Source organism: Stenotrophomonas genospecies 5 (assembly GCF_054473825.1).
The window spans coordinates 1,588,535-1,599,637 of record NZ_JBTMUW010000001.1 but is presented as its reverse complement, the minus strand read 5'-3'; the positions used below and the strand labels follow the sequence as shown (position 1 = coordinate 1,599,637).

Below are 11,103 nucleotides of genomic sequence, written 5' to 3'. Positions count from 1 at the left end.
TACCGTGGCAGCAATGCCGCCCGAGCTTGGCCGAGCGGTGCTGGCCTACCTGGGCCTGTTCAAACCGGCCAAACAGGGCCTGCGAATGGGTCGCGCGGTGAAGCTCGCCCAGGAAGTGGCTGACCTGGTCGCCTCTGGCACGGTCTGCAAGGACGAACGCGGCGGTATCCGCCGCCCCGCGCAGGTTCGTCACTGGGTGGCAGGTATCGATCAGATGCTGGTGGCTCGGCCGAACCTAACCCTCCCTCTGGAGTCGCACGGCTACCTGCGCGCGGTTGTGTTCGGCCTGGCCGACCAGGCCGATGCGGCCGCTGAGCGCGAACGAGAACAACACGCCCGCGCAGGCCGGCACCTCGGCACCACGGCACGCGTCAATCCCGGTGCTGGCGAATCCAGGCTGGATCAGCGCTTGGCCTGGATTAGCCAGATGGTGTCGCTGGGCCAGATGTCCGACGACGATGCCGAGCGCGAGCGCGCAGAGGCACGCGAGAAGTACGGAGAGCATTGATGATCGAGCAACGCGATTGGGTCGGAACACCGGACGCCGATGCAGCCGCCGAGCTGATCGCGGCCGCGCCGTTGGATCTGACCGAGAAGCAATGGGAGGGCACCCTGGTCGCGTTGGTCGCGGTCATGGAGGCTGCGTTCCGTCGCGCCGGCCTTGATGAAGAACAGGCCACCAGGCTGGCCCTTGCCGGCATGCTGGCGCAGGCCGAGTATGCTGGCGGCCGTCAGATTTACATCCCGCAGGGCATGCGCCTGCGAAATGCTCTGCGGGATGCGGAAATCTACCGCAAGGCCAAGCGCGGTAACATTGCGCAGCTGGTGACCGAGTATGGCCTTACTGAGGTTCGGGTCTACGAGATCATTCGTCAGCAACGCCAGCTGCACCTTGCCAGAGTGCAGCGTAATTTTGAGTTCTAGGGAGAGATGATGAGTCGGCCGGTGCTGGGCAAAGTTGAGTGGACCGTGGTGGCAGTGATTGCGGCGGTGGTGCTGGGGTGCCTCGTTTGGTCCGTATGGGGTTACTCAAGTTGGAAGATCGCCTCTGCCAAGAGTGCGATCATGGAGAAGGCGGGCGTAACCGTCGCGGCATTCACTGATGTCCGCCTCGGGGTGGACAAGCGCACGGTCTGTGGGCGGGTGTCGTTCGGCCCAGATGGCTATCGCCGATTCATGGTCGATCCTGTCGCTGCGGTCATTGATCCGGGCCAGGACGATGGAAGTGTGGATGCCATACTCTGGCGCGACTACCCAAGGGCGTGTGCGCGACACGATTAGACCTGCCAGTATCCCTACAAAAGCCCCGCCTCTGCGGGGCTTTTTCATTGAAGCACTTTAGTCCCCGTCCACTTTCGCGCGCGCGGAAGCTGTGCGTACCGGGGGACGGTCAACGTGCGCAGCACGGACGCACCCCGCTTACCCAAACAGCGGAGTGCACATGGAACCCAACAATCGCCGTACCCGAGCCATCGCCTACCTCGGCTCGCTGTTCGACCGCATCGGCTACATCTGGCTGTGGCTGGCGCTGAGCCTGCTCCTGCTGGCCAGCGTGGCCATCCTCAATCCCATCCTGGTGGCGTCCTACGCCTGGGCGGCCGCCAAGCTGACGATGGCGGCGGTAATCGGCCACGGCGTTGACCTGACCCTGTTCCGTGGCGCTGATCCCAGGTATCTCGATGGCATCGAGAAGTCGATGGCGCAAACCCGCCGCGTGACGCTGATCGCTGCGGCCATGATTGCGGCAGGGTTGATCGGATGACCCGGCACGGCCGCCCCGATCCCGGCCTGCGCTTGGCCATCGCGGTCTGCCTGGTGCTTGTGGCCGTCGTAACGTGGGCCATCTGCGGCAAGGCCGAAGCCGCACCCACCCGCGCCACCGTCAAGATTGCCCCCGCATCTGCCTTGTATCGACATCGCGTGGAACAGGCAGCATCCCGCGCTTGGGGCGTCAACGCGAGCTCGGCGCGCCTGGCTGCACAGCTGCACCAAGAGTCCGCATTTCGGGCCGATGCGCGCTCACCTGTGGGCGCCCAGGGAATCGCCCAGTTCATGCCGTCCACGGCGCGCTGGATCGCCACGATCTATCCGACCGACCTGGCCGGATTCGATCCTTGGAACCCGCAGCAGGCCATCCTGGCTGCCGCCCTGTATGACCGTTGGCTATTCGACCGGGTCGCCGAGTACAGCCAGGGGCGTATGAGCAGCTGCAGCCGGTGGGCCTTTACTTTCCGCGCCTACAACGGCGGTGAAAAGGCGCTCAACCGCGAGCGGGCACTGGCGTACACCAGCGGTGCGGATGCAAACGACTGGCGGGCTGTCGAGCCGTACCGCGCCCGAGCAGAGTGGGCGCACAGAGAGAACACCGGCTATCCGAAACGCATCCTGCTGACACTGGAGCCGGCATATCTCGCAGCCGGTTGGACGGGGGTGGCCACATGCCCCTGATCGCAGACCCGACCCGCCCCTATCGCTTCCTCTCGTTGCTGTTGGTGCTGTGCCTGACCGTTGCCGCGTTGCTCGGCATCGGGTTTGCGACGGGGCATCGCTGGGCAGCCGGATCGGCGGCCATCGAGCAGCGCGAGGGCCTGGAGCTGCAGCTGCGCCAACTGCAGCAGTCGGCCAAGACGCTGCAGACCCAATCGGCCCAGGCAACCGCCAATTACTACCGCGCAACCCAGCGCCTCAACCACATTGCCGAGCTCCAGGAGCTGGACCGTGAGAACCAACGTCAATTCAACCTGCAGCAGCAAGAGGCGCTCGCTTCGCTCCTGCGTAATCGCCCTGATCTGCGCACTGGTCGCGCCGGGGCTGATGTCCTGCAGCACTGGAACCGCAGTAACGCAGGCGCCGCTCCCCCAGCCGCCCGCGCCACCGATGCCGGCAGCGCTCAAGGCCGAGTGCCCGGAGCTGCCAGCAGCCAAGGACGATCTCTGGGAAACCCTGCTGGGGAATCACGACCAGGTCGCGGCGCTGTACCACGACTGCCGCAACCAGCAGCGAAGGCTGACGCAGGCAGTGTCGGACTGGGAAGCGACCGCCTGGGGCTGGTACTGCACAGCGGTCACCCAGCTGCAGCTGCCCGTGGAGGCCTGTGCCCGTGAAGGCGGAACCCACGATCAAGGTCGCTGACCTGACCCGCTTGCGGAACGAGTACGAGCAGATGGTTCGCGATGCCGAAAGCGGCAGCAAGCAACCAGGCAACGCAGGGCTCATCAACCGAGGGCGCGTGGCCACGCTTCGCGCCGTGGCGGTGGACCTGACTGAAATCATTCAAGGCAAGAGGCACCCGAGTGGCAGACGACGCTGACCAGGCCGACGTAGTAACCGAACGCGCCTGGGATCGATTCAGGCACAGCCGCCCGCAGTTCAACCCTCAACCAGTGCCCAAGCCAATGTGCGATGCCGAATGCGAAGAGTGTGGCGCCATCGTCCCAGTCGGTCGCCTGCAGGCAGTGCCAGGCACCCGCCACTGCACCGCCTGCGCAGGCGCAGGGTTCCGCCCATGATCGCCGCCGCCGCATGGGATGCGTCCATCGTCATTGGGATGTTGGTCCTGGTTGCTGGACTGGTCGCGCTCAACCTCCTGGTCGGCGTGGTGCTTTGGTGGCGCCACTCCGGCCTGGCTGATCGAGTCACGAAACTGGAGGTTCAGCACGCACACCACCTGACCCACAAGGAAACCGGCGAACTGTTTGACCGAATTGCCCGGTTGGAGGGCATGGCAGCCGCCACCAATCGCATGCTCGAAACCGTCCAAGAACACCTCATGGAGAAAGACTGATGTCCCACAAGACCTTTGCGGAGCGCCACCGCGAGGACCGCCGCCTGGTGTTGCTGCGGCTGCTCTCGGAACAGAACGGCTACCGCGCCAACAGTTCGGTGCTGCATGCCGGCCTCAACGTCCTGGCCGTGGCCGCCAGCCGCGATGACGTGCTGACCGACCTGACCTGGCTGAGCGAGCAATCGCTGGTGCGCGTTGATGAGCCCGTGCCGGGCGTGATGGTTGCTGAGCTGAGCGCTCGCGGTCACGACGTTTCGCGTGGCATGGCCAGTGTGCCCGGTGTCAGCCGCCCCAGCCCCCGGTAACGACGATGAGCACCACACCACGCCGTCGCGGCAAGTCCAGCATTCAGCGCCTGCCCGCAGAACAACGCACGTTCATCGAGAAGCTGTTGCGAGAAGATCGCCTCACGCTGGCCGAGATGATCGAGGCACTGCAACAGCAGTTCCCAGGACAGCCTGCGGCCGACATCTCGCGCTCCGCCCTGCATCGCTATGGTGCGGGGTTTGCTGAGCTGACGGCTCGCATGCGGGAGATTGAGGCAGTGTCCCAGGCTGTGGTGGGCGAGCTGGGCGAAGGTGTGGGCGAGAAGGCCGGCGCGCTCCTCGGCCAAGCCATCACCACCCTGGCCACCAATGCGGCGCTGCGGGCTCACGAAAAGGAGGACGTGAGCATTGATGAGATCCGCAAACTGGCCCGCGCTGCCAAGGACGCGATGGACACCCAGCGCGTGAGCGTCAATGTGCGGCGCGCCATCATGCAGGAAGCGCGCGATGCCATGGTGCGCGAGCAGGCCGCCAAGCTGGAGAAGGTCGTCAAGAGCGGCGGCCTGTCCGCCGCTGCCGCCGCCGACATTCGCTCTCAGATCCTGGGAATCCGCACCGAATGACTGAGAACGCCCGCCAGCTTGTTCCGAACACCGCCGCCGCCGACGTGCCTGCGGCACTGATGCCGTATCAGCAGCGCTGGATCGCTGACACCGCCAACCTCAAGGTTATGGAGAAGGGACGCCGTACCGGCATCACCTGGGCGGAGGCTGCCGACGACGTGCTGATTGCCGCCAGTGCAAAGGGCGCGGGCGGTCAGAACGTGTACTACCTCGGCACCGACAAGGAAATGACCGAGGAATACATCCAGGCCTGCGCCATGTGGGCCAAGGCCTTCAACTATGCGGCCGGGCTGGTGGAGGAAGGCTTTTGGGATGAGGAGGAGGATGACAAGCACATCAAGACCTTCACCATTCGTTTTCCGGAGAGTGGATTCAAGATCACGGCACTGGCCAGTCGGCCGCGCAAGTTGCGTGGTCGCCAGGGCGTGCTGGTGGGCGACGAAGCCGCATTCGTCGATGATCTGCAGGAGCTGCTCAAGGCCGCAGTTGCGTTCCTGGTGTGGGGCGGAAAAGTTCGCCTCATCTCCACCCATGACGGCCATGACAACGCATTCAATGAGCTGATCGAGGAGATCCGCGCGGGTGGTCGTCGCGGATCGATCCACCGTGTGCCTTTCCGTGAGGCCGTCGAAGAAGGCCTTTACCGGCGTGTCTGCATGCGCCTGGGCAAGACCTGGTCACAGGAAGCCGAGGAGGAGTTTATCGCCGAGGTGTACGGCACCTATGGCGATGCCGCCGCCGAGGAGCTGGACTGCATCCCGTCGCAGGGCAGTGGCGCATGGCTCAGTGCCGCGTTGATCGAGGCGCGCATGACCGATGCCCCGGTGTTGCGCTACACCTGTCCGAAGGGCTTTGAACAGGAAAGCGACCACGTCCGATGGGAGGCCGTGCAGACGTGGTTGAATGACGAAGTCGGACCGCACCTGGACAAGCTGGACCCTGATCTACAGAGCGTCTATGGCCAGGACTTCGGCCGGACAGGTGACTTGTCGGTGATGGTGCCGGCGCAGATCACCCAGACGCTCAAGCGCAAAGCGCCTTTCATCCTGGAGCTGCGGAACATGCCGCACCGCCAGCAGGAACAAGTAGCCAAGTTCGTTATCCACCGCTTGCCTCGGTTCGTGAAAGCCGCAGTGGATGCGCGCGGCAATGGCCACGCACTCGCAGAGTTTCTCGCCCAGGAGTTCGGCTATAGCCGTGTCGAGTTGGTCATGGCCACCGAGGGCTGGTATCGAGAGCACATGCCGCCAGTCAAGAAGGCATTTGAGGACGACACCATTTCCCTGCCGCGTGACAAGGACACGATGGCGGACCTTCGCGTGGTGCGAGTCATCAAGGGCGTGGCCAGGGTGCCCGAGCGGACCACTGGGCGCGATGGTGGCCAGCGCCATGGCGACTCGGCTATCGCAGTTGCCCTCATGTACTACGCCAGCCGCCATCCAGGAGCAGAGATGGACTGGACCCCTGTGCCGCGCTCAGTGCGCGGCTTTGATTCCGTGGCCAACCACGGGCACGAGCGTCCAGAGGACGACGAATTCAATCTGCCGGAACCGCAAGCATGGTGACCCAAACCCGCATTCTCGGCCCCGATGGCCAACCCTTTACCGTGGCCGATCTGGCACAGCCTCAGACCGCGCACGCGAATTCGCTGCAGCGCGAGTTTCAGGGACATCCCTCGCGCGGCCTCACGCCCAGCCGTCTGGCCTCGATTCTCCTGGCGGCCGAACAAGGCGATTTGATCCGCCAATACGAGCTGTTTGAAGACATCGAGGAGCGCGACGCCCACGTTTTCTCGGAGATGTCCAAGCGCCGCCGTGCCGTCTCCGGATTGCCGTTCAAGATCAGCGCACCGCCCAACCCCAGTGCAGCCGAGAAGAACGCCGCCGAGCAGCTGCAGGCGATGGTGCTGGCTATCGATGACTTCGATGGGGTGGTGTTCGATACCACCGACGCCATCGGCAAGGGTTTCGCCAACCTCGAAATCGAATGGGATCGCAGCGCCCAGGAGTGGCTGCCGAAGTCCATCACCCATCGGCCGCAGTCCTGGTTCCAGTTGCATCGCGGCTATCGTCAGGAGATCCGACTGCGCAACGGTACTGGCGAAGGCGAAGCCTTGCGCCCGTTCGGTTGGATTACCCACACCCACAAGGCCAAGAGCGGCTATCTGGAGCGCGCTGCGCTGTTCCGCGTGCTGGTGTGGCCGTACCTGTTCAAGAACTACGCGGTCGGCGACCTGGCGGAGTTCCTGGAGGTCTACGGCATCCCGATGCGAATCGGCAAGTATCCGCCAGGCGCATCCGACCGCGAGAAAATGTCACTGCTGCGCGCGTTGATGGAAATCGGCCACAACGCGGCCGGCATCATCCCCGAGGGGATGAGCATGGAGTTCCCCGCCGTTGCTGAGGGTGATCCCCAAGCTTTTGAGCTGATGATGAACTGGTGCGAGCGCAGCCAGAGCAAGGCCATCCTGGGCGGCACGCTGACCAGCCAGGCCGATGGCAAGACCAGCACCAATGCGCTGGGTACGGTGCACAACGAAGTGCGCAAGGAAATCAAGGATGCCGATGCTGGGCAGCTGGCCAGCACGCTGTCGCGTGACCTGATCTACCCACTGGCAGTGCTCAACGGGTTGGTGCGACCCGGTGATTACCGCCGTTGCCCGCGCCTGGTGTTCGACCTGGCCGAGATCAAGGACATCGGCACCTACGCCACGGCACTGCCCCCACTGGTCGCCATGGGTATGAAGATCCCATGTGCTTGGGCGCATACCGAGCTGGGAATCCCCGAGGCCAGCGAAGATGAGCCGATGCTGGGGCAGGCTCCCGCAATAACGGATCGAGTGGCGTTGAGCAGTGCCCGGACTGCGGCGGCTGCCGCTCAGCCCGTCTCGGTGTCGTCGCGTGACCGCGAGGACCAGTTGGCGCGACTGGTGGCCACCGAGCTCGACCCCGTGGTGGCCGAATGGGTGGGCTCGATTCGCGAGCTGGTGGATCGCGCCCAGGATCTGGAGCAGATCCGCGATGGCCTGCTGGCCCTGCTGCCCAACCTGAGCGTGGCGCAGTTCGGCCAGGCCATGCAGCATGCCCTGGCTATTGCCGGTGCAGCGGGCATGCTCGATGCCCTGGACGAAAGCCGTGGCTGAGATCCGGGGCAACTTCGGGAGCATGCCCGAAGCGGAGCGATACTTTCGCGGGAAGGTGAACCTTCCGACGCGACGGTGGGATGACCTGATGCACGGGCAGCACGCGCGGGCGTTTGTAGTTGCCGGCGCCACCCGCGATGCGCTGTTGACCGATCTGCGCGAAGCGGTGGATGCAGCCATTACGCAGGGCGAAACGCTGGAGGATTTCCGCGCTCGCTTCCAGGACATCGTCCAGCGCAACGGATGGCATGGTTGGACCGGCGAAGGCAGCCCAGGCGGGCAAGCCTGGCGCACGGCGACCATCTACCACACCAACCTGCGAACGGCATACCAGGCCGGCCGCTGGGAGACGCTCAAGAACTTCCCGTTCCTGCGTTACAAGCACAACACCGTGCGCAACCCGCGCGAGCAGCACAAGGCGTGGGATGGCGTCATCCTGCCGTCCGACCATCCCTGGTGGGACACCCACTACACGCCCAACGGCTGGGGCTGTCGCTGCACGGTGCTGGGCGTATCGGCCGCCAAGATGAAGGCCATGGGCTGGAAGGTCAGCGAGCCGCCAGCGCCCATCCAGGGCGACCCGCCACCGGAGTGGGCCTATCACGTCGGCCACGCCGCCAGCGGCCGCCACATCGCCGACAGCACGCTTGCCAAGGATGCAGCGGCCAAGTGGTCGGAGGTGCCAGGGCGAAGCGCCGAGGACTACGGGCGTCCCGCTCAGGTTCCGCTCGACGCTGCGATTGCGCGGCCGCTGCCCACGGGTATTCGTGATCCTCAACAGGTGCGCCAGGCCTGGCAGGAACTGTACGGCCGCACCGCCACGCTCACCGATCCATCCGGGGCCGAGGTGTTTCTTACCGACCAGGTTATTGAGCACTGGCTGGAGAAGCCGTCACGGCTGGATGGTCGGGAGAAGTATCTGCCGCTGCTGGCCGAGACGATCCAGAGCCCGTTTGAGGTGTGGGCCAACTTCGCCCGCAACGAGGCTGGCCAGCTCGGCCTGCGCCGCTACTACGTCAAGCGGATCGAAGTCACCGAATCCGATGGCGGCGCGCAGAAGCGCTACGCCCTGACAGTGATTGCCGAGGTGCTGCCAGGCGGGGTGTGGGGATCGTTCGACTTCTTCCGTGGCAGCAAGGCTCAGCCGCGTTCGCGACAGGGGTTGCTGGTATGGGGACGGCCGGAGGAATGAGCCTTTGCCTACAGACGCGCCAGTCCGCTCTGCGGCGCTTCCTGCAGGGCCTCGGGGGCTGGCCCACCCTGTGGAAGGATTGCGGCGGAGCCGCTACGCCGGGGGCGGCTTGGCCCCGGCCCGTTTGCGGAGAATACCATGGCCAATGACCCTCTGATTCTCACTATCGATTCGCGGCAGGCCGAACAGTGGTTTGCCCGTCTCCTGGAGCGCAGCGTCAACCTGTCGGGCCTGATGGCCCAGGTTGGCGAGGATCTGACTGAAAGCACACAGGCCCGATTCGATACCGGCATTGGGCCGGACGGCGTTGCCTGGCAGCCGCTGGCCGATGGATCGGGCCGGACCCCGCTCAACGATACCCGCCGCACCCGTGACGGCATCCACCCGTTGTCGGGCCCTGATTGGGTGGAGATCCGCGCCGATTCCAAGCAGGCGCGCTGGCACCAGGAAGGCACCAGGCCATACGAGATCCGAGCAAAGAACGGAAAGGCGCTTTACTGGCCCGGCATGCAGGCGCGCTCAGGAAAGGATGGCAAGGACGGACCCGCGTTCGTGGCCAAGGTGAATCATCCTGGGTTGCCGGCCCGTCCCTTCATGGGCTTGAGCGCCGAGGATGAGCAGAGCATCGAACGCCTGGCCGTCGCGTGGTTGGAACTGGATGCCGACCCCGCTGGATCGCCCCCCGCCTAAAACGGCCTGTACGGCCCGTGGAGGCCCCCTGGGCGCGGCCACCGTCCATGGTCCACCCCCAACGGGCAGCGGCGGTCGATTTAAACGCCTTTCAAACGCCCTTGAAGGCGACTGTTCAAGTGACCACCCCGGCGCGGGACAAAAATCGCCCGGTCCGGTGTAGAGTCCCTGCCGACATCCCGCCCATCGGGTCGCACCCGAAAAGCAGTGAAGGGCTTTAGTCCCGCCGCCTGATCGAGGGCGGCGAATCTGGCGGGGATGAATCAGCCCGCCCGCCGCCTCCATACCGCCGTTGCCCTGGCTGCCTGCAGCTTCCAGCTGCAGGCCGACGCCGTGGGCGATGACCGCATCATCTCCATCCAGCTGACCCCTGCCGGTCACTTCAAGCCCAGTGACGGGCGAAAGATGGATGTCCCCGCCTGGTACATCGACGCCTCGGTGGCGGCTCGCGTGATCGAGCGTTTCAACGCTCGCGTCAACCCGGCAGTGGTCGATTACGAGCACCAGACCCTGCACAAAGAAACCAACGGGCAGCCCGCGCCGGCCGCTGCCTGGATGCGTGCGCTGCAATGGCGCGAGGGATCTGGCCTCTGGGCCACCACCGAGCTGACTCCCCAGGCTGCGGAGCAGATCCGAACCGGCGCCTATCGCTATGTCTCTCCGGTGTTCCTCTACGACAAGACCACCGGCGAGGTGCTGGCCATGCAGATGGCCGCCTTCACCAATGACCCCGCCATCGACGGCATGCAGGCCATGGAGCTGCGCGCAGCGGCTTGCTTTGCCCACGACATCGATCCTGACAAGGAAACCTCCATGAACCCGTTGCTCAAAGCCTTCCTGGCTGCCCTGGGCCTGCCCGAAACCACCTCCGAAGCGGACGCCATCGCTGCCTGCAGTTCCCTGACCACCAGCTTGGGCGTGCTGCGCCGACTGCAGGCCGAGCTGGGCGCCGAGGGCGAGCCGGCCGTTGCGGCCTGCAGTGCCCTCAAGACCAAGGCCACCGCCACCCCGGACCCGACCAAGTTCGTGCCCATCGCCGCACTGGAAGAAGTGCGCGGCCAGGTCGCCGCTCTGTCGGCCGAGCGCACCGCTGACAAGGTCAGCGCTCTGGTCGAGGATGGCCTGGCTGATGGCCGCCTGCTGCCGAGCATGAAGGACTGGGCCACCGACCTGGGCAACAAAGACCTGGCGGCGCTGTCGTCCTTCCTGGACAAGGCCGGTCCGATCGCTGCCCTGACCAGCACGCAGACCGGCGGCCGGAAGCCGGCCGGCGCGACCAACGAGCATGGCCTGGACGCGGCTGAAATGGCCGTATGCAGCGCTACCGGCGTCACCCCCGAAGCCTTCGCGAAATCCAAGAAGGACGCCGCCCAGGCGCAGGCCTGAGCACTACCCCCCACCTCTCA

Annotated in this window: 16 protein-coding genes; all 16 read left to right on the top strand. The window is 65.2% G+C overall.

The genetic code is table 11. The features are described from left to right. Window positions 1-13 precede the first annotated feature (13 nt). A complete protein-coding gene (locus ACX9OW_RS07305; RefSeq protein WP_459062138.1) occupies window positions 14-508 on the top strand; it encodes a hypothetical protein in 495 nt (164 codons plus the stop codon). Further along, window positions 508-924, top strand: a complete 417-nt coding sequence (locus ACX9OW_RS07300; RefSeq protein WP_459062137.1) for a Mor transcription activator family protein — start codon at window positions 508-510, stop codon at window positions 922-924. Before ACX9OW_RS07305 ends, ACX9OW_RS07300 begins: the two co-directional genes overlap by 1 nt. A 9-nt stretch (window positions 925-933) precedes the next feature. Beyond that, window positions 934-1,281 (top strand): hypothetical protein, encoded by a 348-nt coding sequence (locus ACX9OW_RS07295; RefSeq protein ID WP_459062136.1) that lies wholly within the window; start codon window positions 934-936, stop codon window positions 1,279-1,281. Between the two features lie 160 nt (window positions 1,282-1,441). Continuing rightward, window positions 1,442-1,762 (top strand): hypothetical protein, encoded by a 321-nt coding sequence (locus ACX9OW_RS07290; protein WP_459062135.1) that lies wholly within the window; start codon window positions 1,442-1,444, stop codon window positions 1,760-1,762. Continuing rightward, on the top strand, window positions 1,759-2,448 hold the full coding sequence (locus tag ACX9OW_RS07285; RefSeq protein WP_459062134.1) for a transglycosylase SLT domain-containing protein: 690 nt from the start codon (window positions 1,759-1,761) through the stop codon (window positions 2,446-2,448). The genes ACX9OW_RS07290 and ACX9OW_RS07285 overlap by 4 nt, the downstream gene beginning before the upstream one ends. Then, the gene (locus ACX9OW_RS07280) at window positions 2,439-3,104 is read left to right on the top strand and encodes a hypothetical protein (protein ID WP_459062133.1); all 666 of its coding nucleotides are present in this window, start codon (window positions 2,439-2,441) and stop codon (window positions 3,102-3,104) included. Before ACX9OW_RS07285 ends, ACX9OW_RS07280 begins: the two co-directional genes overlap by 10 nt. Further along, window positions 3,101-3,310 (top strand): hypothetical protein, encoded by a 210-nt coding sequence (locus tag ACX9OW_RS07275; RefSeq protein ID WP_459062132.1) that lies wholly within the window; start codon window positions 3,101-3,103, stop codon window positions 3,308-3,310. The genes ACX9OW_RS07280 and ACX9OW_RS07275 overlap by 4 nt, the downstream gene beginning before the upstream one ends. 85 nt (window positions 3,311-3,395) lie before the next feature. After that, window positions 3,396-3,509 carry a TraR/DksA C4-type zinc finger protein gene (locus ACX9OW_RS07270; RefSeq protein ID WP_133120080.1) on the top strand — a complete coding sequence of 38 codons (114 nt, stop codon included), beginning with the start codon at window positions 3,396-3,398 and terminating at the stop codon, window positions 3,507-3,509. Then, window positions 3,506-3,784 carry a hypothetical protein gene (locus ACX9OW_RS07265; RefSeq protein WP_459062131.1) on the top strand — a complete coding sequence of 93 codons (279 nt, stop codon included), beginning with the start codon at window positions 3,506-3,508 and terminating at the stop codon, window positions 3,782-3,784. The genes ACX9OW_RS07270 and ACX9OW_RS07265 overlap by 4 nt, the downstream gene beginning before the upstream one ends. Next, window positions 3,784-4,089, top strand: coding sequence for a VpaChn25_0724 family phage protein (locus ACX9OW_RS07260; RefSeq protein ID WP_049436663.1), 306 nt, complete (start codon window positions 3,784-3,786; stop codon window positions 4,087-4,089). Before ACX9OW_RS07265 ends, ACX9OW_RS07260 begins: the two co-directional genes overlap by 1 nt. 5 nt (window positions 4,090-4,094) lie before the next feature. Beyond that, window positions 4,095-4,673 (top strand): phage protein Gp27 family protein, encoded by a 579-nt coding sequence (locus ACX9OW_RS07255; RefSeq protein WP_100552825.1) that lies wholly within the window; start codon window positions 4,095-4,097, stop codon window positions 4,671-4,673. Then, entirely contained in the window at window positions 4,670-6,238 is a 1,569-nt protein-coding gene (locus ACX9OW_RS07250; RefSeq protein WP_459062130.1) for a hypothetical protein, read from the top strand. The genes ACX9OW_RS07255 and ACX9OW_RS07250 overlap by 4 nt, the downstream gene beginning before the upstream one ends. Continuing rightward, the gene (locus ACX9OW_RS07245; protein ID WP_459062129.1) at window positions 6,232-7,815 is read left to right on the top strand and encodes a DUF935 domain-containing protein; all 1,584 of its coding nucleotides are present in this window, start codon (window positions 6,232-6,234) and stop codon (window positions 7,813-7,815) included. The genes ACX9OW_RS07250 and ACX9OW_RS07245 overlap by 7 nt, the downstream gene beginning before the upstream one ends. Before the next feature lie 88 nt (window positions 7,816-7,903). Beyond that, window positions 7,904-9,007, top strand: coding sequence for a PBECR2 nuclease fold domain-containing protein (locus ACX9OW_RS07240; RefSeq protein WP_459062128.1), 1,104 nt, complete (start codon window positions 7,904-7,906; stop codon window positions 9,005-9,007). A gap of 138 nt (window positions 9,008-9,145) precedes the next feature. Further along, window positions 9,146-9,697, top strand: a complete 552-nt coding sequence (locus ACX9OW_RS07235) for a phage virion morphogenesis protein (RefSeq protein ID WP_459062127.1) — start codon at window positions 9,146-9,148, stop codon at window positions 9,695-9,697. Window positions 9,698-9,955: 258 nt separating this feature from the next. Continuing rightward, window positions 9,956-11,083, top strand: coding sequence for a phage protease (locus ACX9OW_RS07230; protein ID WP_459062126.1), 1,128 nt, complete (start codon window positions 9,956-9,958; stop codon window positions 11,081-11,083). Window positions 11,084-11,103: the final 20 nt, after the last annotated feature.

Bases quoted from the DNA above. Each gene is read 5' to 3' on its own strand.
- ACX9OW_RS07295 (WP_459062136.1), top strand. From the start codon at position 934: ATGAGTCGGCCGGTGCTGGGCAAAGTTGAGTGGACCGTGGTGGCAGTG.
- ACX9OW_RS07280 (WP_459062133.1), top strand. From the start codon at position 2,439: ATGCCCCTGATCGCAGACCCGACCCGCCCCTATCGCTTCCTCTCGTTG.
- ACX9OW_RS07270 (WP_133120080.1), top strand. From the start codon at position 3,396: ATGTGCGATGCCGAATGCGAAGAGTGTGGCGCCATCGTCCCAGTCGGT.
- ACX9OW_RS07240 (WP_459062128.1), top strand. From the start codon at position 7,904: ATGCACGGGCAGCACGCGCGGGCGTTTGTAGTTGCCGGCGCCACCCGC.
- ACX9OW_RS07260 (WP_049436663.1), top strand. From the start codon at position 3,784: ATGTCCCACAAGACCTTTGCGGAGCGCCACCGCGAGGACCGCCGCCTG.
- ACX9OW_RS07290 (WP_459062135.1), top strand. From the start codon at position 1,442: ATGGAACCCAACAATCGCCGTACCCGAGCCATCGCCTACCTCGGCTCG.
- ACX9OW_RS07305 (WP_459062138.1), top strand. From the start codon at position 14: ATGCCGCCCGAGCTTGGCCGAGCGGTGCTGGCCTACCTGGGCCTGTTC.
- ACX9OW_RS07235 (WP_459062127.1), top strand. From the start codon at position 9,146: ATGGCCAATGACCCTCTGATTCTCACTATCGATTCGCGGCAGGCCGAA.
- ACX9OW_RS07300 (WP_459062137.1), top strand. From the start codon at position 508: ATGATCGAGCAACGCGATTGGGTCGGAACACCGGACGCCGATGCAGCC.
- ACX9OW_RS07255 (WP_100552825.1), top strand. From the start codon at position 4,095: ATGAGCACCACACCACGCCGTCGCGGCAAGTCCAGCATTCAGCGCCTG.
- ACX9OW_RS07265 (WP_459062131.1), top strand. From the start codon at position 3,506: ATGATCGCCGCCGCCGCATGGGATGCGTCCATCGTCATTGGGATGTTG.
- ACX9OW_RS07230 (WP_459062126.1), top strand. From the start codon at position 9,956: ATGAATCAGCCCGCCCGCCGCCTCCATACCGCCGTTGCCCTGGCTGCC.
- ACX9OW_RS07245 (WP_459062129.1), top strand. From the start codon at position 6,232: ATGGTGACCCAAACCCGCATTCTCGGCCCCGATGGCCAACCCTTTACC.
- ACX9OW_RS07250 (WP_459062130.1), top strand. From the start codon at position 4,670: ATGACTGAGAACGCCCGCCAGCTTGTTCCGAACACCGCCGCCGCCGAC.
- ACX9OW_RS07285 (WP_459062134.1), top strand. From the start codon at position 1,759: ATGACCCGGCACGGCCGCCCCGATCCCGGCCTGCGCTTGGCCATCGCG.